Annotated in this window: 22 protein-coding genes and 1 tRNA gene; 13 read left to right on the top strand and 10 right to left on the bottom strand. The window is 65.2% G+C overall.

The window, feature by feature from the left end; all coding sequences use genetic code 11:
- Window positions 1-16: 16 nt before the first annotated feature.
- Together RB2654_RS12840 and RB2654_RS12835 are read left to right on the top strand one after the other, a co-directional pair.
- Window positions 17-457: a c-type cytochrome gene (locus RB2654_RS12840; RefSeq protein ID WP_008332193.1), complete on the top strand. Its 441-nt coding sequence runs from the start codon at window positions 17-19 to the stop codon at window positions 455-457.
- A complete protein-coding gene (locus RB2654_RS12835; protein ID WP_008332192.1) occupies window positions 454-891 on the top strand; it encodes a c-type cytochrome in 438 nt (145 codons plus the stop codon). Before RB2654_RS12840 ends, RB2654_RS12835 begins: the two co-directional genes overlap by 4 nt.
- Window positions 892-1,042: 151 nt before the next feature.
- Here the strand turns inward: RB2654_RS12835 and RB2654_RS12830 are convergent, their stop codons facing one another.
- Window positions 1,043-1,702: a FadR/GntR family transcriptional regulator gene (locus RB2654_RS12830; protein WP_008332191.1), complete on the bottom strand. Its 660-nt coding sequence runs from the start codon at window positions 1,700-1,702 to the stop codon at window positions 1,043-1,045.
- A 122-nt stretch (window positions 1,703-1,824) separates the two neighbouring features.
- On the opposite strand from RB2654_RS12830, the gene RB2654_RS12825 reads away from it, so the two are divergent.
- Genes RB2654_RS12825 through RB2654_RS12800 form a run of 6 tightly spaced genes read left to right on the top strand, consistent with a single transcriptional unit; the run spans window position 1,825 to window position 8,013 of the window.
- Window positions 1,825-2,838 (top strand): ornithine cyclodeaminase family protein, encoded by a 1,014-nt coding sequence (locus tag RB2654_RS12825; RefSeq protein WP_008332190.1) that lies wholly within the window; start codon window positions 1,825-1,827, stop codon window positions 2,836-2,838.
- 11 nt (window positions 2,839-2,849) lie between these two features.
- A complete protein-coding gene (locus RB2654_RS12820; RefSeq protein ID WP_008332189.1) occupies window positions 2,850-4,331 on the top strand; it encodes an NAD-dependent succinate-semialdehyde dehydrogenase in 1,482 nt (493 codons plus the stop codon).
- Entirely contained in the window at window positions 4,331-5,350 is a 1,020-nt protein-coding gene (locus RB2654_RS12815; RefSeq protein ID WP_008332188.1) for a dihydrodipicolinate synthase family protein, read from the top strand. Before RB2654_RS12820 ends, RB2654_RS12815 begins: the two co-directional genes overlap by 1 nt.
- A gap of 36 nt (window positions 5,351-5,386) precedes the next feature.
- The gene (locus RB2654_RS22445) at window positions 5,387-6,367 is read left to right on the top strand and encodes an ABC transporter substrate-binding protein (RefSeq protein ID WP_083783390.1); all 981 of its coding nucleotides are present in this window, start codon (window positions 5,387-5,389) and stop codon (window positions 6,365-6,367) included.
- 11 nt (window positions 6,368-6,378) lie between these two features.
- Complete coding sequence (locus tag RB2654_RS12805) at window positions 6,379-7,197, top strand: ABC transporter ATP-binding protein (RefSeq protein WP_008332186.1); 819 nt, start codon at window positions 6,379-6,381, stop codon at window positions 7,195-7,197.
- A 3-nt stretch (window positions 7,198-7,200) separates the two neighbouring features.
- Window positions 7,201-8,013, top strand: coding sequence for an ABC transporter permease (locus RB2654_RS12800; protein ID WP_008332185.1), 813 nt, complete (start codon window positions 7,201-7,203; stop codon window positions 8,011-8,013).
- A gap of 251 nt (window positions 8,014-8,264) precedes the next feature.
- Here RB2654_RS12800 and RB2654_RS12795 read toward each other — a convergent pair.
- The 3 genes from RB2654_RS12795 to RB2654_RS12785 all read right to left on the bottom strand — a co-directional run bounded on the left by RB2654_RS12795 (window position 8,265) and on the right by RB2654_RS12785 (window position 9,726).
- A tRNA-Pro gene (locus RB2654_RS12795) sits at window positions 8,265-8,341 on the bottom strand.
- Window positions 8,342-8,386: 45 nt separating this feature from the next.
- The gene (locus tag RB2654_RS12790) at window positions 8,387-9,343 is read right to left on the bottom strand and encodes a DMT family transporter (protein WP_008332184.1); all 957 of its coding nucleotides are present in this window, start codon (window positions 9,341-9,343) and stop codon (window positions 8,387-8,389) included.
- Window positions 9,344-9,405: 62 nt separating this feature from the next.
- Window positions 9,406-9,726, bottom strand: a complete 321-nt coding sequence (locus RB2654_RS12785) for an NIPSNAP family protein (RefSeq protein WP_008332183.1) — start codon at window positions 9,724-9,726, stop codon at window positions 9,406-9,408.
- 111 nt (window positions 9,727-9,837) lie between these two features.
- Between RB2654_RS12785 and RB2654_RS12780 the strand changes: the two genes are divergently transcribed.
- Window positions 9,838-10,521 carry an ArsR/SmtB family transcription factor gene (locus tag RB2654_RS12780; RefSeq protein WP_040885684.1) on the top strand — a complete coding sequence of 228 codons (684 nt, stop codon included), beginning with the start codon at window positions 9,838-9,840 and terminating at the stop codon, window positions 10,519-10,521.
- Window positions 10,522-10,567: 46 nt separating this feature from the next.
- On the opposite strand, the gene leuB is transcribed toward RB2654_RS12780, so the two are convergent.
- Window positions 10,568-11,671, bottom strand: coding sequence for a 3-isopropylmalate dehydrogenase (leuB, locus tag RB2654_RS12775; protein ID WP_008332172.1), 1,104 nt, complete (start codon window positions 11,669-11,671; stop codon window positions 10,568-10,570).
- Between the two features lie 60 nt (window positions 11,672-11,731).
- Window positions 11,732-12,616, bottom strand: a complete 885-nt coding sequence (locus tag RB2654_RS12770; RefSeq protein ID WP_008332163.1) for a LysR family transcriptional regulator — start codon at window positions 12,614-12,616, stop codon at window positions 11,732-11,734.
- Between the two features lie 89 nt (window positions 12,617-12,705).
- On the opposite strand from RB2654_RS12770, the gene RB2654_RS12765 reads away from it, so the two are divergent.
- The gene (locus RB2654_RS12765; protein ID WP_008332161.1) at window positions 12,706-13,599 is read left to right on the top strand and encodes an NAD-dependent epimerase/dehydratase family protein; all 894 of its coding nucleotides are present in this window, start codon (window positions 12,706-12,708) and stop codon (window positions 13,597-13,599) included.
- Here the strand turns inward: RB2654_RS12765 and RB2654_RS12760 are convergent.
- The gene (locus RB2654_RS12760; RefSeq protein ID WP_008332159.1) at window positions 13,596-14,609 is read right to left on the bottom strand and encodes an endonuclease/exonuclease/phosphatase family protein; all 1,014 of its coding nucleotides are present in this window, start codon (window positions 14,607-14,609) and stop codon (window positions 13,596-13,598) included. The genes RB2654_RS12765 and RB2654_RS12760 overlap by 4 nt on opposite strands.
- Window positions 14,610-14,671: 62 nt before the next feature.
- Window positions 14,672-15,511 carry a hypothetical protein gene (locus tag RB2654_RS12755; protein WP_040884829.1) on the bottom strand — a complete coding sequence of 280 codons (840 nt, stop codon included), beginning with the start codon at window positions 15,509-15,511 and terminating at the stop codon, window positions 14,672-14,674.
- Window positions 15,512-15,952: 441 nt separating this feature from the next.
- Between RB2654_RS12755 and RB2654_RS12750 the strand changes: the two genes are divergently transcribed.
- Entirely contained in the window at window positions 15,953-17,170 is a 1,218-nt protein-coding gene (locus RB2654_RS12750; RefSeq protein ID WP_008332156.1) for an MFS transporter, read from the top strand.
- A 51-nt stretch (window positions 17,171-17,221) separates the two neighbouring features.
- On the opposite strand, the gene leuD is transcribed toward RB2654_RS12750, so the two are convergent.
- Both leuD and leuC read right to left on the bottom strand, forming a co-directional pair.
- The gene (gene leuD / locus RB2654_RS12745) at window positions 17,222-17,827 is read right to left on the bottom strand and encodes a 3-isopropylmalate dehydratase small subunit (protein ID WP_008332154.1); all 606 of its coding nucleotides are present in this window, start codon (window positions 17,825-17,827) and stop codon (window positions 17,222-17,224) included.
- Window positions 17,828-17,916: 89 nt separating this feature from the next.
- The gene (gene leuC / locus RB2654_RS12740) at window positions 17,917-19,323 is read right to left on the bottom strand and encodes a 3-isopropylmalate dehydratase large subunit (RefSeq protein WP_008332153.1); all 1,407 of its coding nucleotides are present in this window, start codon (window positions 19,321-19,323) and stop codon (window positions 17,917-17,919) included.
- Window positions 19,324-19,552: 229 nt separating this feature from the next.
- Here leuC and RB2654_RS12735 point away from each other — a divergent pair, with 229 nt between their 5' ends.
- Together RB2654_RS12735 and RB2654_RS12730 are read left to right on the top strand one after the other, a co-directional pair.
- Window positions 19,553-20,353 (top strand): GNAT family N-acetyltransferase, encoded by an 801-nt coding sequence (locus RB2654_RS12735; RefSeq protein ID WP_008332147.1) that lies wholly within the window; start codon window positions 19,553-19,555, stop codon window positions 20,351-20,353.
- Window positions 20,354-20,428: 75 nt separating this feature from the next.
- Window positions 20,429-21,871, top strand: a complete 1,443-nt coding sequence (locus tag RB2654_RS12730) for a mechanosensitive ion channel family protein (RefSeq protein WP_008332146.1) — start codon at window positions 20,429-20,431, stop codon at window positions 21,869-21,871.
- Window positions 21,872-21,941 lie beyond the last annotated feature (70 nt).

The following is a 21,941-nucleotide window of genomic DNA, read 5'->3' as shown; positions in this document are numbered from 1 at the left end:
TGAAAGAGGAGGACCAATGAAACTCGTCAAACCTGTCATCGCAGCCGCACTCACCGCTCTCGCCACCACGGCGCTCGCCCATACCGGGGTGAAGGACCCTGACGTCAAGGCGCGCATGGACGGCATGAGCGCGATTGCGGATGCCGTCAAAACCATCGGTCTGATGGCGAAGGGCGAAACGGACTTCGACTCGGCGGCGATCGACGCGGCTCTGGCCGAGATCGAAACGCGCGCGGCACGCATCCCCGAACGCTTCGAAACCGAAGTCATCACGCCCAAGTCCGAAGCCCGCCCGGCGATCTGGGACGAGATGGAGGCGTTCAGCGAAAAGGCGCTCGCCCTCGAAACGCTCGCGGCCACCCGTCAGGGCACCGTGGCCTCTCCCGATGATCTCGGCGCGCTGATGGGCGACATCGGGACATCGTGCAAATCCTGCCATTCGGAATATCGGGAATGAAGCCGCTCCTCATCGCTTGCGTGGCCTCCGTCATTCCGTTCGCCGCGCTGGCCGACCACGTCCTTGGCGGCGCGGACATCGCGAACGGCGAAGCGGTCTATGCCGAAACCTGCGCCTCCTGCCACGGCGCGCGGCTCGAGGGGCAACCGGACTGGCAATCGCCCGGGCCGGACGGCGTGATGCCAGCGCCACCCCACGACGAAACCGGTCACACTTGGCATCACGACAGTCAGCTTCTGTTCGACTACACCAAGTTCGGCGGGCAGGCGGCGCTGGAGGCGCGTGGGGTCAAAGGGTTCACAAGCGGTATGCCCGCCTTCGAGGAGGTATTGAGCGACGCCGAAATCCGCGATGTCCTCGGCTTCATCCGCTCGACGTGGCCCGACCGTGTGCAAGAGGTGCAGGATATGCGCAGCCACCAATCCGGCGGCTGAGAGGCGGGGGGTCCGGATTTGCCCGGTCTTTAACGCCCGCGCCGAGCGTCGAACGTCTTTCCGGCCAAGCATAAGCGAAGCCCTGCCAGACCCATTCCCCTGGCGATGTGCTGGGCAACGCTTTCGCTGCGCGCCCGATCCCGGTGCCGCCCTATCTAAGCCCGAACAACTGCTCCCGGACCGACGTCAGGTGGTCCCGCATCGCGTTCTCGGCGCTTTCGGGGTCGCCGCTTCGGATCGCGGCAACGATGGCCTCGTGCTGGCGGTTGGTGGCGGAGGGTGCAGTCTCTTGGCCGAACACGGCGTTCAGCCGGGTGTCGAGCCCGCTGCGACCCTGACCGCGCAGCGTATCGTGCAGCAAAAGCAACAGCGGATTGCGGGTCGCCGTCGCGATCAGGCGGTGAAGCCGTTCGTCCAGCCGTTTCCATTGCGCGTATGACGCCGCCGTTTCCATCTCGGTCAGGGATTTCTCCATCGCCGACAGGTCTGCGGGCCGCGCGTTGATCGCGGCCTGACCGGCGAGCATCGGTTCCAGAAGGCGCCGGGCATCCATGATGTCGCCAAGGCTGACGTCCGCCGCCCATTCGGGCGCGGTCGGGTCGACTTCGCGCTCGCCGATAAAGGTGCCCTTGCCGACGTGACGCCAGATCAGCCCCTCGTCCTCCACGCGCTTCAGAAGCGTACGCAGACGCCCCCGCGACACGTCGAGCGCCTCGGCCAGCTTCGGTTCGGGCGGAAGCTGGGTATTTCCGCGTTCGGCCTCGCCTTCGATGAAGGCGCGCAGCCGGGAAAGATCGTCGATGCCGTCCAAGGGGCCTCCAGTGATTGCCTGTTTTTAACGGGTGCCGCCGTTTCGCTCAATCAATATCAATCAATCAATTGACATGCATCAATAATGTATTTACCACGCTTCGACATGGAAATGAGGGCGGTATGAGCGGAACAAGCGCGGAATTGACCTTGGGCACGCGGTTCGTCGGCGGCGACGCTGTCGAGCGGGCGTTCGATTGGGGGCAGGCCATCGACGCCTTGCGCACGGCCTATGCGGGCGACGTGACCGAGGCGATGTTTCCCGACCGGACCATGGCGCGGGGCGACGGGCTTTGGCTGCGCACACTGTCGGGGATCGCCCCGGACGGGGGGCTGATGGGCGCCAAGATGATCGCGGCCAATATCCGCGCGCGGCGGGCAAGCTACCTGATCCCGCTCTTCGATCAGGAGACGGTTGAGCTTCGGGCGCTCTTGGATGGGAACGCGATCACCGGGTTTCGTACAGCGGCGACCACCGCGCTGGCGCTCGACTCCCTCGGCGATCCGGGCGCGGTCAGGGTCGGGCTTCTCGGCACCGGGTTCGAGGCGCAGAACCATCTGCGCGCGCTTGCCACGATCCGCCAGATCACACGCGTCGACGTGTTCAGCCCGTCGCCCGATAGCCGGGCGCGGTTCGTCGCGGCGGTGGCGGATCTGGGGCTGAGCGTGGTGGGATGCGATAGTGCGGACGCGGTCGTCGACGCTGCCCCCGACATGCTGATCTGCGCGGCACGGGCGCGGGACGAGCAGCCGCTGTTCGACGGCGCTAGTCTTGTGCCCGGTATGACGGTCGCCTCAATCGGATCGACCCTGCCTGAGCAGCGCGAGGTCGATGTGACGACGCTCAGCCGTGCCGCGCGGATCGTGGCGGACATGCCGAACGAGGTGGCGCATGACACGGGCGACCTGATCGCCGCAAGGGCCGACGAGGCGGACCTGTCGGACCGGATCGTCGCGCTGGCGGACGTGATCGGCGGGCGCATCAAGGGGCGCGAGAGCGCGGATGAGATCGTGCTCTACAAGTCGGTCGGCGGGGCCATTCAGGATCTGGCGGTCGCGGCGATGTGCTTTCACCGCGCCGAAGCGATGGGTCTGGGCGTGATGCTGCCGGACACCATCCGACCGGTTCTGAAATGAGGGCGGGGCGAATGACGGGCAGAGATATCCTCTCCGATGCCGGGTTGTGGCGCGATGCGGCCTATGTGAACGGCGCGTGGGTGTCGGACGGCAAGGCGGGGACCATGGACCTTTGCAATCCGGCGACCGGGGCCACGCTCGCCACGTTGCCGCAGCTCGACGCCGGGCAGGTGCGGGATGCTGTCGAAGTTGCGGAGGCCGCGTTCGGGCCGTGGCGGCTGCGCCCCGCCAAGGACCGCGCGAAGCTCCTGCGCCGGTGGTTCGATCTGATGACCGCGCACGCCGACGATCTGGCGCGGCTCATTGTGCTGGAAGAGGGCAAGCCCTTTGCCGAGGCCAAGGGCGAGGTCGCCTATGCCGCGTCCTTCGTCGAATGGTTCGCGGAGGAGGCCAAGCGAATCCGGGGTGACGTGATGGCCGCGCCCGAGGCCGGGCGGCGGATCGTCGTTCTGAAGGAACCCGTGGGTGTCTGCGCTGCGATCACGCCGTGGAACTTTCCGGCGGCGATGATCACGCGCAAGGCCGCGCCGGCGCTGGCAGCGGGCTGCACGATGGTCGTGAAGCCCGCCGGGCAGACCCCGCTAACCGCGCTCGCACTTGCCGAACTCGCCCACCGTGCGGGCATCCCGGCGGGCGTCTTCAACGTGGTGCTGGGGCGGGCGAGCGTTGTGGGCGGCGAACTGACCGCAAACCCCAAGGTGCGTAAGATCACCTTCACCGGGTCGACCGAAGTGGGGCGGCTCTTGCTCGAGCAATCCGCCGCGACGATCAAGAAGGCGTCGATGGAACTGGGTGGCAACGCGCCGCTTCTGGTGTTCGACGATGCCGATCTGGAAACCGCCGTCGACGGGTTCATCGCCACGAAATACCGCAACACCGGGCAGGCCTGTATCAGCGCCAACCGCGCCTATGTGCAGGCCGGTATCCACGACGCTTTCGTCGCACTGCTCGCGGAAAAGGTCGGGGCGCTCAAGGTGGGCGAGGGGTTCGAGGACGGCGTCCAGCAAGGCCCGCTGATCGACGCGGCGGCGGTCGAGAAGGTCAAGGATCACATCGCCGACGCCGTGGCCCATGGGGCGCAGGTCGTCTGCGGCGGGGCCACGCACAATCGCGGGCCTCTGTTCTTCCAGCCGACCGTGCTGTCCGGCGTCACGCAGGCGATGAAGATCACGCGGGAAGAGACGTTCGGCCCCATCGCGCCGGTCGTGAAATTCGAGACCGAGGCCGAGGCAGTGGCGATGGCCAACGATACCGAATTCGGCTTGGCCGCCTATCTGTTCGCCCGCGACGGCGCGCGGCTCTGGCGCGTGTCGGCGGCGCTCGAGGCCGGGATGATCGGGGTCAACACCGGCCTCATCTCGAACGAGGTCGCGCCGTTTGGCGGGATCAAACAGTCGGGGATCGGCCGCGAAGGTTCGGTCTACGGCATCGATGAATTCATGGAACAGAAATACCTGGCCTGGGCCGGGGCAGGAGAGGCGAAGCTGGTCTGATGGCACGGTATACGAAGGATGAGGCACGCAAATGGGTGCGCGAGACGCTGGTGGGCGCGGTCAACTGCACGATCCCGTCGTTCTCGAACGATCTGACCCGGATCAACGAGGCCGCGATCCGGCACGACACCCGGCTTGCGATCGAACACGGCTTCGTCGGCTCGCTCGCCGTGTCCGAAGTGTCGATCAGGCTGCCGGAATACATCGACTTCATGCGGTTCATGAAGGCCGAGGCGGGGAACGATCTGGTCATCGTGCATCACGCAAGCTGGAACACGCTGGAGCAGAACATCGAGGCCGTCCAGTTGGCCGAGGAGGCCGGGGCGGAGTTCGTGCTCCTGTCCTATCCGCCCGCGTTCTATCCCGAGAGCGAGGATGACATCTACGACTACACGCGCGCGATCTGCGATGCGACGAACCTCGCCGTGATGCTGTTTCCGATGTTCCTGTGGGGCTTCAACACGCGGGTTCACCCCTCGGACATTCCGACAAGCGTGATGCGGCGGCTGATCGACGATTGCCCCAACGTGGCGGCGATCAAGGCCGAGGGGGGCTTTCCGTCGATCCAGAGCGTGATCGAATGTCACCGTCTGTTCGGGGACGAGGTTGTGATTTCGATGCCGATCGAGGGCGAGTTGATCCCGCTGTCGCAGGTGATGCCGCTGCAACTGTCGGCCACGTCGGATCACGAATACTGGGGGCCGCTCATCCCGCAGGTGATGCAGCATCTGCGGAACGGCGACTACGACGCGGCGACCGAGATTTACTGGCGGATGCATCCGGCGCGAAAGGCCAAGGGGATGGTCGCGCAGCAGATGCACGGCGGGTTCTTCATCAACCGCTACGTCTGGAAATTTCAGGGCTGGCTTCAGGGCTACAACGGCGGGCCGCTTCGGATGCCGACCCAGCGCATCCACGACCCGCAGATGAACGCGCTGCGCAAGGGGCTGATCGACGCCGGTCTGTCCCCGTCGATGGAGCCGTTCCGCGACTTTTTCATCGGACGTCATCCGATGTGACCGCGCCCGACACGGCGCATTTTCAGGGAGAGAGAGATGAAACGACTAATCGCAACGCTGGCCATGGCTGTGGGCCTTGCCGCCCCCGCGCTGGCCGAAGACGTGGTGAAGTTCGGCAGCCTCAGGGTGCCGGTGCAGGTTTATGCCGGGATGGGCAAAGGGTTCTTCGAGGCCGAGGGGATCACGGTCGAACCGACGTTCTTCAAGTCGGGGTCCGAGATCGCGCCTGCGGTCGCCACGGGTCAGGTCGATGCGGCTATCACAACCTCGGGCGCGGCGCTGTTCAACGCGCTGGCGCGGGGCGCGGAGTTCACCATCGTTGCCGAGGCGCTGAACATCGAACCGGGCGCGCCGGGCGGTGATCCGACCGCTATCATGGTGCGCAGCGACGCCGGGATCGAAAGCGGCGCGGACCTTGCCGGCAAGAAGATCGCCGTGACCGCGCCGGGGCAGATCCTCGACATGATCGTTAACGAATACATCGCGCAATCGGGCGTGAACCCGGAGGACGTGACCAAGGTGGGCATGGCCCCGCCTGATATGGTCCCCGCGCTGACCAACGGATCGGTCGACGCGGCGATCATGATCGACCCGTTCCAGTCCATCGCGCTGGGCGGCGGCACCGTCACGCGGCTTGTCCGTGCGTCCGAGGTGATGCCGGGCACCTCGCAGGCCTTCATGGTCTATTCGAACGGGATGATGGAGCGCGAAGACGTCGCCGTGCGGTTCCTGCGCGCCTACAAGGCCACGAACGACTGGATCCGCGAGGCGCTTGCCACGCCCGAGGGACGCACAGAGCTTGCCGGATACTATCAGCAATACGTGCCCGCGAAGGACGCGAGCGTCTATGAGAAGATCGCGATGGGCACGGCGTCCGAAAGCCTCGCCGTGAACGTGGACGGCGACTATGGCCTGCGCTGGCAGATGCAGACGCTCATCGACGCCGGGCTCATCCCGCAGGCGCCCGATCTGGACGCGCATCTGAACTCGGCCCTGCTCGATCAGGCGTCGAACTAGGTCCGGGTGCGATGACAGGCAAGACAGGCAAGATCGAAGTGGACGGGGTCGCCAAGGTGTTCGGCGACCCCCAGCGGGGCTTCCGGGCCATCGACAAGGTGGACCTGACGATTGCGGACGGCGAATTCGTCTGCATCGTCGGCCCGTCGGGCTGCGGTAAATCGACCCTTATCCGCATGTTCGCCGGGCTGGAGCACCCCTCGGAGGGGCAGATCCGGATCGCGCATGACAATCCGGACCGGCCCATGACCGCGATGATCTTTCAGCAGGAAAGCGCGTTTCCGTGGCTGACCGTGGCCGACAACGCGGCCTACGGCCTGCGTGCGTCGGGGACGTGGAGGGGCGCCGAAAGTCAGGAGCGGGTGGATTACTTCCTGCAAAAGACCGGGCTTTATTCCTTCCGCGATTTCCGCCCTGACCAGTTGTCGGGCGGGATGAAACAGCGCCTGTCCATCGCGCGCGCCTTTGCGACCAATCCCGAAGTGCTGCTGATGGACGAACCCTTCGCCGCACTCGACGAGCAGAACAAGCTCATCATGCAGGAGGAGCTTGCGACGCTCTGGGAAGAGTTCCGCTCCACCGTCGTCTTCATCACCCACGGGCTGGACGAGGCGGTGCTCTTGGGCGACCGCGTCGTGGTCATGTCGTCGGCGCCGGGACGCTTCATTCACAGCCTCGAAATCGACCTGCCGCGTCCGCGCAAATCGGCCGAGATCCGGCGCACGCCGGAGTTCGGGGCGCTCACCGCCGAGTTGTGGGACATTCTGGGGCACGAGGTGCGCACAGCGCGTCAGCAGGAAGCCGACCGTATTCAGGCGGCGGGGAGGTAAACCATGGCGACCATCGAAACCATCGACGTGAGCCGCGCGCCGCGCAAAGGCACGCGGCGGGTGCTGGGGATGCCGATCGGGCTGATCTCGCCCATCGTGCTTCTGGGGCTGTGGGAAATCGCCGCGCGGACCGGGGCGGTCAACGTCACGTTCTTTCCCGCGCCGTCCACCATCCTTGCCACAGGGTTCGCGCAGGCACAGACCGCGCAGTTCTGGGGCGACCTCGGGATCAGCCTGCAGCGCATCGCGGTCGGTCTGGTCATGGGCGCGGTGCCGGGCGTTCTGGTCGGGCTGGCCATGGGCCTTTTCCGCCCCGTGCGCGAGGCACTGAACCCTCTGATCGCGGCGTTGTTCCCAATCCCGAAAATCGCGCTTCTGCCGCTTTTGCTTCTGATCTTCGGCATCGGTGAAACGTCGAAATACGTCACCATCGCGATCAACGTCTTTTTCCTGATGACGATCAACACCTTCGCAGGTGTGGTCAGCACGCCGAAGATCTATTTCGAAGTGGCGCGGAACCTGAAAGCCTCGCGCCTCAAGACCTATCTCACCGTGGCGCTGCCCGGTGCGCTGCCGGGCATCTTCACGGGGCTGCGCATCTGCATGGGCACGGCGCTGATCCTGCTGGTGGCGGTCGAGTTCTCGACGGCGGACAGCGGCGTCGGCTATCGTATCTGGTGGGCGTGGACGGTGTTCTGGGTCGACACGATGTATGTCGGCTTCCTCGTCATCGCGATCCTCGGGCTGGGCTTCTCCTACGCCGTCGATTTCCTCGAACGGCTGGTGATCCCGTGGCATCGCAAGCACGAGCGGTGATCGCCCTCTGGACGGAATTTTGCCGCGTCCGTCGAAGGGCTGCCGTCGGCGGAGCAAGACAAGACGCTCCGCGCCACTGCCCGCCACGGTGCCCCTGACGGCGTGACGCCTGACACACACCTCAACGCGCCCGCATCGTGATCCGGGCGCGCTTTCTGTTCATTTCGACCGGAACGAACAAAATCCCGGTCTGAACGGCCGCAGCCCGAAACCGAGAAACAAAAAAGACGCCCGAAGGCGCCTTGTTTTATTGGTCGGAGTGAGAGGATTCGAACCTCCGACCCCTGCCTCCCGAAGACAGTGCTCTACCAGGCTGAGCTACACTCCGACCGTGGCGGGCGGGATAGCCCACGTTGCCTTGCTTGGCAAGGGGTTATTCGGCCGGTTCGTGCGGCCGCGAACGGCGCAGGATCGGCGATATGCGGAAGCTTGCCGCCGTGGCCCCGCGCGACCGGGTTCTCAGCACCGGGGTCTGCGAGTCCGCGCCCAGACGCGCTTCGCGGAAGACGATGTAAAGACCCGAGAAAATGATGATCCCGGCACCAACCATCGTGGCGGTTTCCAGAGATTCACCGAAGATGAAGAAGCCGAACACACTGGCCCAGATAATCTGCGAATACTGCATCGGTGCGACGATGGCGGCCTCGCCGTTCTTGTAGGCCGCGATCAGCACCAGCCCCGCCACGAATCCTAGCGCCGAGATCACGCCGAGCCCGCCCAGATGTTCGATCGGCATCGGCTTGTAGACGAAGGCGAGCAATATGCCCATCAGCACGAAATTCGAGGCCATCGGATAGAGCATCAGCACCACGGGCCGCTCGTCCCGCCCGATCTTGCGCACGATGACGCTGGCCAGCGCGTTGCACACAGCCGACGTGATCCCGGCGAGGTGGCCGAGCGTCAGATCGGTCGCGCCGGGCCGCAGCACGACCAGCACCCCGATCAGCCCGACGACCACGGCACCCAGCCGGTGAATGCCGACACGCTCGCCCAGCATCGGGATCGACAAGAGCGTGATGAGAAGCGGCGAGGCGAACAGCAGCACATAGGTCTGCGCCAGCGGCAGAACCGAAAACGCGTAAAACGCCGTGAACCCGGTGATCGACGCAAGCACGGTGCGCAGCGCCGTCCACCACGGATGAACCGGGCGCAGATGTCCCGCCGTCGCATCCTTCATCAGCATGAACGTCACCAGCGGGAACGAAAACAACGTCGAGAAAAAGATCAGCTGGAACGGGGAATAGGTCCCGCCCAGGAACTTGATGATGACGTCATGCGTCGCATAGAGCGCGAACGCCAGAAGGGCGTAGAGCGGGCCTGCAAGGTTCATGGGAATGCTCCGTGGTTGCGGTCATCCCAACCCCGTTTTCGCGCCGCATGCAAGCCGTCCGGTCAGGGTTTTCCGTGCGGAGCGGATGCCAGCCGAAGAAATGTGCGGTCCTCCCGCCGAATGAACTTTCTTTGCATGGCGAAGTCGTAGTTCTCGCGCCCCAGCGGGTCTGCCGCCAGTTTCGCGCGGTAGTCCTCATATGCGGCGAGCGACGGCAGGGAATAGACCCCATAGGCCAGGGTGGACGATCCCTCGTGCGGGGCGAAATAGCCGATCAGGTCGGCCCCGCAGCGCGGAATCGCCTGACCCCAGTTGCGGGCATAGGTCTCGAAATCCGCCTTTTGCGTCGGCTCGATCTCGTATCGGATGAAACAGGTAATCATGGTCGGGTCTCCTTTCGCGCCGTTCTGCCACGGCCGCGTGCACCGATGTTTCGGCCCGGACCGAAGCGTCGCGGCTTGTCCGACGCGGCGCGCGCGTCCACTGTCGCGGATATGAAGGAAGGCCCCGACATAACCCGCATCGGTGCGATGATCGGCGACCCGGCCCGCGCCAACATGCTGACCGCGCTGTTGGCGGGCCGGGCGCTGACCGCCGGGGAACTTGCGCGCGAGGCCGGGGTGGGCGCGGCGGCGGCCAGCGAACACCTGCGCAAGCTTGAGGCGGTCGGCCTCATCGCCCGGCTCAAGCAGGGGCGGCATCATTATTTCCGTCTGGCCGGTGACGAGGTCGCGCATATGCTCGAGGCGGTCGCGGGCCTTGCCGCGCATCACGGCCACCTGCGGAACCGGCCGGGGCCGCGCGACCCCGAACTCAGGCAGGCGCGGGTATGCTACGACCACCTCGCGGGCACGGCCGGGGTGCGGATCTACGACAGTCTTGCGGGACGGGGTGGGTTCGTCCTGACGGCGGACCGGATCGACCTGACCGATGGGGGGCGCGCGCGTATCGCCGCGCTGGGCATCGACCTCGCCCTGCTCGAGGCCAAGCGCCGCCCGCTCTGCCGCACCTGCCTCGACTGGTCCGAACGCCGCACGCATCTGGCGGGCAGCCTCGGCGCGGCGCTTCTCGACCGGATCATCACCCTGAAATGGGCGAACCGCGCACCCGAGGGGCGCGCGGTTCTGTTCTCAGCGGCGGGAGAGCAAGCCTTTCAGGATGCTTTCCCATTGATTTAGAAAAAGAAAACCCTCCGCGCGTTTTCCCCGCGGAAAAGGTCTCGCCTCAGAGGCTCGCCTCCAGCGCGTCGAGGATGGCGTCGCCCATTTCGGTCGTGGAGACCGGGGTGACGCCCTCTTCGCCCAGCAGGTCGGCGGTGCGTTTGCCTTGGGCCAGCACCGTCTCGATCGCCGCTTCCAGACGATCCGCTTCCGCGCCTTCGTCGAAGGAATAGCGCAGCGCCATGGCGAAGCTCAGGATACAGGCGATGGGGTTGGCCTTGCCCTGACCCGCGATGTCGGGGGCCGAACCATGCACCGGCTCATAAAGCGCCTTGGGCCGACCGTTCGCCATCGGCAGACCGAGCGAGGCCGACGGCAGCATCCCCAGCGACCCGGTCAGCATCGCGGCCACGTCGGACAGAAGGTCGCCGAACAGGTTGTCGGTCACGATCACGTCGAACTGCTTGGGCCAGCGGGCAAGCTGCATCCCGCCCGCGTCGGCATACATATGCGACAGCTCGACTTCGGGGTAATCCTTGGCGACCTCGGTGACGACCTCACGCCACAGAATGCCGGATTCCATCACGTTGGCCTTTTCCATCGAGCAAAGCTTCTTGCCCCGCTTCATGGCCAGTTCAAAGGCCGAACGCGCGACCCGGTCGATCTCGCTCTCGGTATACCGCTGGGTGTTCACGCCCACGCGCTCGTTGTTTTCCGTGAAGATGCCACGCGGCTCACCGAAGTAGATGCCGCTGGTCAGCTCGCGCACGATCATGATGTCGAGCCCGGCGATCACGTCCTTCTTCAGCGACGAGAAATCGGCGAGCGCATCGAAGCACTGGGCCGGGCGCAGGTTCGCGAACAGGTCCATCTCCTTGCGCAGGCGCAGAAGCCCGCGCTCGGGCTTCACCGAGAAATCCAGATCGTCGTATTTCGGGCCGCCCACGGCGCCCAGCAGCACGGCATCGACCTCTTGCGCCTTGGCCATCGTCTCATCCGCCAGCGGCACGCCATGCTTGTCATAGGCCGAGCCGCCCACAAGGTCTTCGGACACGTCGAAGGTCAGGCCGCGCTTCTCGCCGTACCAATCGATGATGCGGCGCACTTCGGCCATGACTTCCGGGCCGATCCCGTCGCCGGGGAGGATGAGGAGGGAGCCAACGCTCATATCACTGTGTCCTTGGGCTGAATACTGTTCGCGTGTGCCTAGCCCGCAGGCCGGGAAGGGTCAAGAAACCGCAGACTTCAACCCCTGGGCCAAGGCATCCCACACCCGCGCGATCCGGGGGGTCCGGCGCATCGCCTCATGCGCGGTCAGCCAGACCGGCAAGGACGGAAGCGCCATATCGGGAAACAGCCGCTCGACCTCGGGCGCGTCCTGTGCCGTGGCGATCTGCGCGATCCCGATCCCGCAGCCCGCGCGGATGAGCTGCCAGTTCCCCGCCTGATCGTCGGTGCGGGTCGCGAAGAAGGTGCGGTCCACGGCCCAGCCCAGCCGCCGCATCCCGCGCAGCATCAGGTCCGAACGGTCATAGCCGACCCAATCGAGCTTGAACGCATCCTCGACCGTGTCCGGCCGTCCCACGCGGTCGAGATAGGATTTGGCGGCATAGATCCCCAGCGGCAGGTCGGTGACATGCAACGTCACCATGTCCAGCTGGTCCGGGCGATACATGCGCAGCGCGATGTCGGCCTCGCGAAACAAAAGGTTGTCGCTGGAATCGGTCGCCACCAGTTCGATCTCGATACCGGGTTCGTCCCTGCGTAGTCGCGCAAGGATCTGCGGCAGCACGAAATGCGCGACGATGACGCTCGCCGTGATCCTGACCGTGCCCGTGGGTCGCATATCCTGCCCGGCTGCGATCAGGGCGATCTCTCCGACCGAGTCGCGCATTCTCTTTGCCGCGGATAACATCGCAGCACCCGTTTCGGTCAAGGACAGACCCTTGGCGTGCCGCTGGAACAGCTCCACCCCAAGGGCCGTCTCGACCTCACGCACCTGCCGCCCCACCGTGGGCTGGCTCGACCCCAGCGTCCGGGCCGCCGCTGAAAGCGAGCCGGTTTCGGCCACGGCAAGGAAGGCGCGGATCAGGGACCAGTCGAGGTTTTCCATTCAATCCTGAATACCAGACCTTCGATTTCTCGCAATTCCTGTTTGGCGGTGAATGGCTAGTTTGAGGTCATCAAGCATTGGAGAAAGCCATGACCAAGACCGTTCTCATCCTCGGCGCCTCCGGCAAGATCGGAACCCACGCCGCCCGCGCCTTTGCGACGAACGGCTGGACCGTCCGCCGGTTCAACCGCGCCACCGAAGACATGACACAGGCCGCGATGGGCTGCGACGTGATCGTCAACGGAATGAACCCGCCCAACTACCACAACTGGGCCGGGATCATCCCCCAGATCACCCGCGACGTGCTCGCCGCCGCCCGCGCCTCGGGCGCGACCGTGATCGTTCCGGGAAACGTCTATGTCTACGGCGACACGCCCGGCGAATGGTCCGGCACGACGGCGCATCGCCCGAACTCCCGCAAAGGGGCCATCCGGGCCGAGATGGAGCGCGCCTATCGCGACAGCGGCGTGCAGACGATCATCCTGCGCGGCGGCAACTTCATCGACCCGGATGCGGGCGGGGACGTGATGTCGCTCATGGTTCTGAACGGGGTCGAGAAGGGGCGCTTCACCTATGCCGGCCCCGGTAACCTGTTGCAGCCGTGGTGCTACCTCCCCGACTGGGCGCGCGCCGCCGTCGCGCTCGCCGAAAAACGCGAAACGCTCGCGACGTTCGAGGACGTGCCGTTCCCCGGCCATGCCCTCACGCTCGATGCGCTGAAGGCCGAGGTCGAAAGGGTCACGGGCCGGTCCCTGCGCGCGACCCGGTTCCCGTGGTGGCTCATCACGGTCGCCAGCCCGGTGTGGGAGCTTGCGCGCGAGCTGAAAGAGATGCGGTATCTGTGGCAGGTGTCGCACAGCCTGTCGCCCGACCGGCTGACACATCTGCTGCCGGAGTTCGAGCCGACGCCGCTGCGCGAGGTGATCCGCGCCGCCCTGCCGCAGGACACGGCACGACCGGCGACGACGCGGGCCCTTGCCTAAGGCAGATCGACTTCGACCCAGACAATCCGGTGGCGGCTGGCCGTTTCGACGGTCTCCGCCATCGGCTCGTCCGGTGCGGGCCAGACGACCCCGCTTGCCAGAACCCTGAGGCGCGCATCCGGCAGCACGTAATCCACCCTCAGATTGCCCGGCAGCGGATCGTCGAAATCCGCCATATCCAGCGCCGGGTCACCGGCATGTCCGGGGTTCGCGGCGGCCGATCCACCCGCACTGGTCGGCATCGGATCTTGTATCAACGGGTCGCGCAGGATGCGGGCCATGGTCACATGGCGCCCGTCGCCGTCCACCGGGTCGATGTTGGAGATCCCCGTCAGAACGACCGGACCTTCGGGCGGCGGGAAGGGCAGCGATCCGTTCAACAGCTTGATCCAGAACATCGCCTCGTCCGCCCCGCGAGCGCCGTTCAGATCCTCCGGCCCGTCGAACACCGGGGTCGACCCGTGCCATGCGAGCAGGTGGAGCGTCGTGCCTGCGACGTCGATGGGAACGTCCCAATGCCCGACCGAGGATAACCTGCGAACCTTGCTCGCTTCCTCCGATGGAAAGGGCAATCCATCGACCCGTGGCGCATGGTTGTCCGGTAATTCGGCCCACAGCATCTGCGAGAAGTCGCGCACCTCGCCTATGGGATAGCGCGACAGGATCGCCATGCCGCCTTGCCCGGTGAAACTGCCATACCCGAAGCTGTCGCGGGCCTCGCCCACGCGCCCGTTGCCGTCGAGGTCGACACCCGAAGGCACGCCGGTATTCGGCTGGCTTGCGTAGAGGTAGGGATAGGTCGCGCCCTGATTGGCGAGCACCCGGGCAAAGGCCGTCAGCGCGTGGTTTTCCAGATCCCAGTCGAACCCGGTCAGATGAAGAATGTCGGCATCGGCATAGGCGATGACTTCGGCAACCGCCTCGACCTGCGGGTCGCCATCCAGAATGTCGTCGAGCAGAAGGCCGGGACCGTCGCGATAAAGCTCGGCGTCATACGTCGCGACAATCACAGGTTCGGCAGCGAGGAGGCTGCCGGACAGAAGGGATATTAAGGTTAATGCCCCCCCGAGCTTCACGCTGGCGCCAGCCTTTCGCCTTCGGCACGGGACGAATTGCGCGCACGCTGTTCGCTGATGAGCGTCGCGACCCGTTGCATCGCGATGCCGCGCATGAACAGCGAGGCGGGCAGGAACGCCCATGCGGTGATCGTCCAGATCATCGTCTGATCGTTGGTGATCGCGACCGATCCGAACACGCCCGACGCGGCCTTGATGACAGCCGGGGTCAGGAACGGAAGCAGGAAACCGAGCGCCACGTTGAACCGCGCGTCACGCTCCAGCCGCTCGACCACGTCGCCACCGGCGGTCGGGTCGAACATCGGCAGGTTCACCCAGACGTTGAACCCGCCCTTGCGCTTGGGCCAGCCGGTGATCCGAAGCGTGATGATGAACACGGCCAGCGAGATGAGCGAGATGAGATAGGCCATGCCGGCCGCCATGCGCAGGCTGATGATCTCGGCCGCCGTCGCGTTGTCTGGCAGCATCAGGACGATGAGCCGAACGGGCGAATAGGGGATGTCGATCGCGTTGCCGATCAGGTTGCCCACGGCGCCGACGAAGGCGGTGAAGGTCGACGGATCGGTCGAGTGCCGCGCAACGGCAGACAGCAGGAACACGGTGAAGAACAGCGACACGAACCTGATCCGGTTGAACGGCGGCGCTTCGCGGAATTCCACGAGGCCGGGGTATGTCGAAGCGTATTCGAAGGTTGTGAGGGCGAACGCGAAGATCGCGGCGAGCGCGACGATCTGGACCGTTTCGGAATGAATGCCCGGAATCATGAGTGACGGGGTCAAAATCAGGATGACCGTCAAACATGCGCGTACGAGCGCGCCGATTACACGCGAAGTCACTGCTCTTTACCCTCGCTCTGGCCGGGCGCGATACGATGCCGCTTCCCTGTTTCCAAACCGAAGCCGCCAATTGTGGCGGCCTGCCTCTTATTTGTCACAATCTTGCCCACATTCGTGTCCCGCTGCAAGTAACGGTCTGAATTGACGAAAGATTCAGGGCGGTATTGTGGGGGGAGTGGTGCGATTTTGCACCTATGCTGTGGCTGGAATTGGGCGCGGTCGGTATGTCTACCGCGTGTGGTGCGGAGAACGAAATCGCCCACAAGATGTAGAACCTGCGTCGTTCAGGCCAAGGAAAATAGCTGTTTCGATACCGGAAACCGTGGCGCGTGGCATCGCGGGCACCTGTCACCGCCTATCGGATAACTCCTCCGGTATCAGTGCGTTGGCGCGCAGAACGTCGGCTTTCCTCTGCCCCGAATGCGGAATATTGCGAAAGGTATGTTGTCGTTTCTCACCGCCAATGCCCGTTGGCTGTCCACAGGCTTCCTGCTGACCTTCGCGTCGTCCTTCGGGCAGACGTGGTTCATTTCGCTCTTCGCGGGCGAGGTGCGCGCTGCGCACGGGCTGTCGAACGGCGGCTGGGGCGGGCTCTACACCATCGCGACGCTCGCTTCGGCCGCGCTCCTGTTCAGTCGCGGGGCGCTGGTGGACACGATGCGCCTGTCGCGGCTGGCGCTTCTCGTGAGCCTGCTTTTCGCGCTGGCGGCGGGGATCTTGGCGTTTTCGGTGAATGTCTGGATGCTGGGGCTGGGCGTCTTTCTGCTCCGCTTCTGCGGGCAGGGGATGTTTCCCCATATGTCGATCACCTCTATGGGGCGCTGGTTCCACGCCACGCGGGGCCGCGCCGTCGCCATCGCCTCGATGGGGCATCCGCTGGGCGAGGCGGTGCTGCCCCTGATCTTCGTCGCGCTCATCGGCGGGATCGGCTGGCGCATGGCATGGGGCGTGGCGGCGGGTGCGATCCTGATCGTGGTCATCCCCCTGCTCATGGTGCTTCTGGCGCAGGATCGCCAGCCATCGGGCGAGGCGCAGTCGCCCGAAGCCAGCGCGGGGCTGAACGGTGCGCATTGGACCCGCGGGATGCTGGTGCGGCACTGGCTGTTCTGGGCGATCCTGCCCCTGATCCTGACGCCGCCCTTTATCGGGACGGTCCTGTTCTTTCAGCAGGTGAACATTGCCGAGGTGAAGGGCTGGACGCTGGCGCAGATGGCCCCCGGCTACGTGTTCTGGGCCAGCGTCTCGGTCGTGTCGGCGCTGGTCGCGGGCTGGGCCTGCGATCGGTTCGGACCCGAACGCCTGCTTCCGCTCGTCGTGGTGCCGATGGGCACAGCCCTGCTGTTGCTCGGTCCGGCAGAAGGCTATCAGGTCTGGTTCGCGGTTCTGGCGATCGGCGGCGTGTCCATGGGCGCGGCGAATGCGTTTCTCGGGGCGTTCCTGCCACGGGTGTATGGGACGCGGCATCTGGGGGCCGTGCGCTCGCTCCAGACCGTCATCATGGTCGTGTCGACCGCCATCGGGCCGGGCGTTACGGGCGTGTTGATCGACGCGGGCGTGGCGTTCCCGGTGCAGGGGGTCGGGCTGGGCCTCTGGTGCCTCGGCCTGTCCGCCGTGATGGTTCCGGTGTCACTGCGTCTGGCGCGCGAGCTGCGCCCATAAGAAAACGGCGGGACCGAAGCCCCGCCGTTTCTTGACTCATAAGGCCTGCGATCAGACCCAGGGACGTTCCTGCGCGGCCTTGGCTTCGAACGCGTCGATGGCAGGCTTCTTTTCCATCGTCAGGCCGATGTCGTCGAGACCGTTCAGCAGGCAATGCTTGCGGAACGGGTCGACCTCGAACGGGAAAACCTCGCCGTCCGACGTGGTCACGGTCTGCGCCTCGAGGTCGACGATCATGCGGGCGTTGGAGCCCTTCTCGGCGTCCTTCATCAGCACTTCGACCTGCTCTTCCGGCAGCACGATGGGCAGGATGCCGTTCTTGAAGCAGTTGTTGAAGAAGATGTCGGCGAAAGAAGTCGAGATGATCGACTTGATGCCGAAATCCGCAATCGCCCAAGGCGCGTGTTCGCGCGACGAGCCGCAGCCGAAGTTGTCGCCCGCGACGAGGATCTCGGCCTCGCGGTACTGCGGCTGGTTCAGCACGAAATCAGGGATCTCGTTGCCTTCGCGGTCATAGCGCATCTCGTCGAAGAGGTTCACGCCAAGCCCGGTGCGCTTGATCGTCTTCAGGAACCCTTTGGGGATGATCATGTCCGTGTCGATGTTGACCAGCGGCATGGGGGCGGCGATGCCCGTGAGTTTTTCGAATTTTTCCATTCTACTTTTCCTTATGCTCGCTCATCCGTCCCATTGGGTCGTCTTCGCAGGTGGCGAATACAGCCCGCAAGGCTGGATGAGCTGGCTGGTCAGTTCAACGTGCGCACGTCGGTCAGGTGACCGGTGACGGCGGCGGCGGCGGCCATACCGGGGGACATGAGGTGTGTGCGGCCCTTGTAGCCCTGACGCCCCTCGAAGTTCCGGTTGGAGGTCGACGCGCACCGCTCGCCCGGTGCCAGCTGGTCCGGGTTCATGGCAAGGCACATCGAACAGCCCGCGAGGCGCCATTCGAAACCGGCGGCTTCGAAGATCTCGGCAAGACCTTCTTCCTCTGCCTGAGCGCGCACGAGGCCAGAGCCGGGCACGATCATGGCGCGGACGCCGTCTGCGACCTTCTTGCCCTTCACGACCTTGGCGACTTCGCGCAGATCCTCGATCCGGCCGTTGGTGCAGGAGCCGATGAAGACCGCGTCGATCTTGATCTGGTCCAGCGGCGTTCCGGCTTCGAGGCCCATGTATTCCAGCGCGCGCTTGGCCGCTTCGACCTTGCCGCCCTTGAAGCTGTCGGGCGACGGGACGACGGCCGAGATCGGCAGCACGTCTTCGGGCGAGGTGCCCCAGGTGACGACCGGCTCGATCTCTTCGCCCTTGAGCGTGATGACCTTGTCCCAATGGGCGTCGTCGTCGGAGTAGAGCGTTTTCCACCAGTTCATCGCGGCTTCCCACTGGGCGCCCTTGGGCGCGTGGGCGCGACCCTTGACGTAGTCGAAGGTCTTTTCGTCCGGGGCGATCAGACCGGCCCGCGCGCCGCCTTCGATCGCCATGTTGCAGACGGTCATGCGGCCTTCCATCGACAGATCGCGGATCGCTTCGCCGCAGTATTCGATGACATAGCCGGTGCCGCCGGCGGTGCCCGTCACGCCGATCACGGCAAGGGTGATGTCCTTGGCGGTGACGCCCGGCTTCAGCTTGCCGGTGATCTCGACCTTCATGTTCTTGGACTTCTTCTGGATCAGCGTCTGGGTGGCCAGCACATGCTCGACCTCGGAGGTGCCGATGCCGTGGGCCAGCGCCCCGAAGGCGCCGTGGGTCGCGGTGTGGCTGTCGCCGCACACGACCGTCATGCCCGGCAGGGTCCAGCCCTGTTCGGGGCCGACGATGTGGACGATGCCCTGACGCACGTCCGACACCGGGTAATAATGCAGGCCGAAGTCCTTGGCGTTCTTGTCGAGCGCCTCGACCTGAATGCGGCTTTCCTCGTTCTCGATCACGCCGTTCACGCGGTCGAGCGTGGTCGGCACGTTGTGGTCCGGCACGGCGATGGTCTTGTCCGGCGCGTGGACGGTGCGGCCCGCCATGCGCAGCCCTTCGAAGGCTTGCGGGCTGGTCACTTCGTGGACGAGGTGACGGTCGATATAGAGCAGGCAGGTGCCGTCGTCGGCTTCGTCAGCGACGTGGGCATCCCAGATTTTGTCGTAGAGTGTTTTCCCGGCCATGGGGTTTTCTCCTAGGGGAAATGTTCGAATTCTGGACGTGCGGAAAGGTGCGCCGCGATCAAAGTCGGGCGAGGATCGTCAGCGTCGCGCCATAGAACCGCCAAGGCAGGCGGGCGCGGTCGTCCATGTCGAAAATCCGTGTCATGCGGGAGCATCTATACGCTGGCCGTGAGTCTCGCAAGCGTCGGATGCCATGCTATGCTGGTCCGAGGGGCTTGGGAGACGCCGGATGAAACCGGAGGACGACCCCTTCTACGGGGACGATATGATGCGCGCCTTGCAGGCGGCCCGTGATGGCGAGGTCGCGGGGTTCCGCAACCGGCCCGGCGCGGTCGTGCATGGCCGGGTCACGAGTTCGGACGACCCGGACGCCTTCGGGTGGGACGATCTGCGCGCGGCGATGCGCCGCGAGGGGATCGTGCAGATCCGGGGCGCGACCCCCGAGGTGATCCTGAAGGCCGAGCACGAACTGGCCGGGTTCGCGCCCAAGCAGCACTTCTGGGACGTGTTCCTTGCGGATGCCGACAGGGTGCGCGCGGCGTGCGGGCAGATCGTGGCAGGCGGTCTGCCGGACGGGATCACGCGGCACCCGGACGAGGAAATCGACGCCACGGTCCTGCACGAGATGCAGGGCTTCCTGACCGAGCACGGGATCGCGCCCTTCTCGAAGCCGGCGCTCTCGGGCGCGTTGATCCCGGCGCGGCCCGTCATACTGCGTTCGGCAGACGGCGCCATCGCCGCGACCGGTTATGCCGCGCTGGTTCATAATGAACACTCGTGGCTCGCCGGCATGGCGTTCGTCGGATTGATCGCGGTCGATCCGGCGGCCCGCGGTCTGGGTCTGGGCAAGATGGCCGATGCCATCGCGAACCTGATCGCGGTGGATGAACTGGGTGCGGCGGGCGCGGTCGAGTTCGTGGCGGCGGACAACGCGGCATCCCGCGCGGTGCTCAGGGCCTGCGGGCTGGAACAGGTGCCGGATCGGATGGTGGTCAACTTTTCGGCCTCGGACATCCGCATCACGCGCTGACACGGTTGCGGGAGGGCGGGTTTAGAACTGGACGCTGGCCGGTTCATTTGCCAACCTCCTGAAAAAGGGAGTTAAATGGCCACGCGCAGCCCGAATACGGTTTGGGACCAGACGATCGCACCCACCGAGGTGCAGGCGACGCCGAATGCGACCACGGAGTCCGGGACGGTCGGCGCCGCAACCCCGCAGGCCGCCCCCGTTCCGGCGCCCGAAGACGTGGCGCTCGACCTGTTCGACCAGCTTACGGTTTTCGCGCAGGGCCTGATGCGCCCCTGGAATGCCTATCAGGTCGCGATTGCCGTGGGGCTGGCTCTGGCGGCGTGGCTGATCGCGAAATGGCTCGCCCCGAAATATCACGGCTGGCTGCGCGGGCGGGAAAACTGGCCCAAGTGGCGGATGCGGTTCGGCGTGATGCTGCACCGCCGGATGAAACTGATCGTCTTCGTGGCCCTGATCTGGCCGACGGTCTGGATCATGCGCGAGGCGACGTGGCCCTCACGCTCCTACCTGCTGTCGATCATCGCGGAACTGGCGCTGGCGTGGCTGGTCATCGCGATCCTCGCCCGGTTCATCGCCAACGCCTTCGTGCGTGGCGTCGTGCGGACGGCGGGCTGGGTCTGGGTTACGGTCAACATCCTGAATCTACAGGATGAAACCATTTCCATCCTCGACGGGTTCGCGATCAACACCGGCAACATGCGCCTGTCGATCTGGATGGTCATTCAGGCCATCGCGATCCTCGGCGCTCTGGTCTTCGCCGCGCGATTCCTGACCCAAAGCTCTGCGGCCCGGATCAGGAAGAACGAGGACATCAGCCCCTCGATGCAGGTGCTGATCGTCAAGATCCTGCAACTGGTGCTGTTCGGCGCGGCGATCTTCATCGGGCTGCGTGCCGTGGGCGTGGACCTGACCGGCCTCGCCGTCCTGTCGGGGGCCATCGGTGTTGGTCTTGGCTTCGGCCTGCAAAAGGTGGTCTCGAACCTCGTGTCCGGGGTCATCATCCTTTTGGACAAGTCGATCAAGCCCGGCGACGTCATCAGCCTTGGCGATACCTTCGGCTGGATCGAACAGCTTGGTGCGCGCTACGTCAGCGTCGTGACCCGTGACGGCAAGGAATACCTGATCCCGAACGAGGATCTCATCACCGGGCAGGTGGTGAACTGGTCGCACACCAACGCCTTTGTCCGGCTCGACATCTATTTCGGCACGGCCTACGGCGACGACCCGCATCTGGTGCGCAAGGTGGCGATCAAGGCGGCGGCGAGCGTCGACCGGGTGCTGAGTTTCCGGCCCCCGGTCTGCCATATCGTCCGCTTCGGGGACTCGTCCGTGGATTACATCCTGCGCTTCTGGATCGACGACCCGACCGGGGGCCTGACCAACATCCGCGGCAATGTCTATCTTGCGCTCTGGGACGCGTTTCAGGAGAACGGCATCTCGATCCCGTTCCCGCAACGGGAGGTGCGCCATCTCAACGATCCGCGAAAAGTGGCCGAGCCGGAGCAACGCGAGAATTGAAAAACCGGACCAGCATGTTACTTTTAACTTGTCCCGGCGTCGGGGAAACGATCGGCGCGCAACGAAGGAG

The organism is Maritimibacter alkaliphilus HTCC2654 (assembly GCF_000152805.1).
In the GTDB taxonomy this organism is placed as follows: domain Bacteria; phylum Pseudomonadota; class Alphaproteobacteria; order Rhodobacterales; family Rhodobacteraceae; genus Maritimibacter; species Maritimibacter alkaliphilus.
The sequence above is the reverse complement of the archived record's forward strand: the minus strand, read 5'-3'. Positions and strand labels throughout refer to the sequence as shown.

Excerpts from the sequence above, each read along its gene's own strand:
- RB2654_RS12820 (WP_008332189.1), top strand. The coding sequence starts at position 2,850 with ATGACGGGCAGAGATATCCTCTCCGATGCCGGGTTGTGGCGCGATGCG.
- RB2654_RS12815 (WP_008332188.1), top strand. The coding sequence starts at position 4,331 with ATGGCACGGTATACGAAGGATGAGGCACGCAAATGGGTGCGCGAGACG.
- RB2654_RS12750 (WP_008332156.1), top strand. The coding sequence starts at position 15,953 with ATGTTGTCGTTTCTCACCGCCAATGCCCGTTGGCTGTCCACAGGCTTC.
- leuC (WP_008332153.1), bottom strand. The coding sequence starts at position 19,323 with ATGGCCGGGAAAACACTCTACGACAAAATCTGGGATGCCCACGTCGCT.
- RB2654_RS12770 (WP_008332163.1), bottom strand. The coding sequence starts at position 12,616 with ATGGAAAACCTCGACTGGTCCCTGATCCGCGCCTTCCTTGCCGTGGCC.
- RB2654_RS12730 (WP_008332146.1), top strand. The coding sequence starts at position 20,429 with ATGGCCACGCGCAGCCCGAATACGGTTTGGGACCAGACGATCGCACCC.
- RB2654_RS12800 (WP_008332185.1), top strand. The coding sequence starts at position 7,201 with ATGGCGACCATCGAAACCATCGACGTGAGCCGCGCGCCGCGCAAAGGC.
- RB2654_RS12790 (WP_008332184.1), bottom strand. The coding sequence starts at position 9,343 with ATGAACCTTGCAGGCCCGCTCTACGCCCTTCTGGCGTTCGCGCTCTAT.
- RB2654_RS22445 (WP_083783390.1), top strand. The coding sequence starts at position 5,387 with ATGAAACGACTAATCGCAACGCTGGCCATGGCTGTGGGCCTTGCCGCC.
- RB2654_RS12835 (WP_008332192.1), top strand. The coding sequence starts at position 454 with ATGAAGCCGCTCCTCATCGCTTGCGTGGCCTCCGTCATTCCGTTCGCC.
- leuB (WP_008332172.1), bottom strand. The coding sequence starts at position 11,671 with ATGAGCGTTGGCTCCCTCCTCATCCTCCCCGGCGACGGGATCGGCCCG.
- RB2654_RS12825 (WP_008332190.1), top strand. The coding sequence starts at position 1,825 with ATGAGCGGAACAAGCGCGGAATTGACCTTGGGCACGCGGTTCGTCGGC.
- leuD (WP_008332154.1), bottom strand. The coding sequence starts at position 17,827 with ATGGAAAAATTCGAAAAACTCACGGGCATCGCCGCCCCCATGCCGCTG.
- RB2654_RS12735 (WP_008332147.1), top strand. The coding sequence starts at position 19,553 with ATGAAACCGGAGGACGACCCCTTCTACGGGGACGATATGATGCGCGCC.
- RB2654_RS12785 (WP_008332183.1), bottom strand. The coding sequence starts at position 9,726 with ATGATTACCTGTTTCATCCGATACGAGATCGAGCCGACGCAAAAGGCG.
- RB2654_RS12840 (WP_008332193.1), top strand. The coding sequence starts at position 17 with ATGAAACTCGTCAAACCTGTCATCGCAGCCGCACTCACCGCTCTCGCC.
- RB2654_RS12805 (WP_008332186.1), top strand. The coding sequence starts at position 6,379 with ATGACAGGCAAGACAGGCAAGATCGAAGTGGACGGGGTCGCCAAGGTG.
- RB2654_RS12780 (WP_040885684.1), top strand. The coding sequence starts at position 9,838 with ATGAAGGAAGGCCCCGACATAACCCGCATCGGTGCGATGATCGGCGAC.
- RB2654_RS12765 (WP_008332161.1), top strand. The coding sequence starts at position 12,706 with ATGACCAAGACCGTTCTCATCCTCGGCGCCTCCGGCAAGATCGGAACC.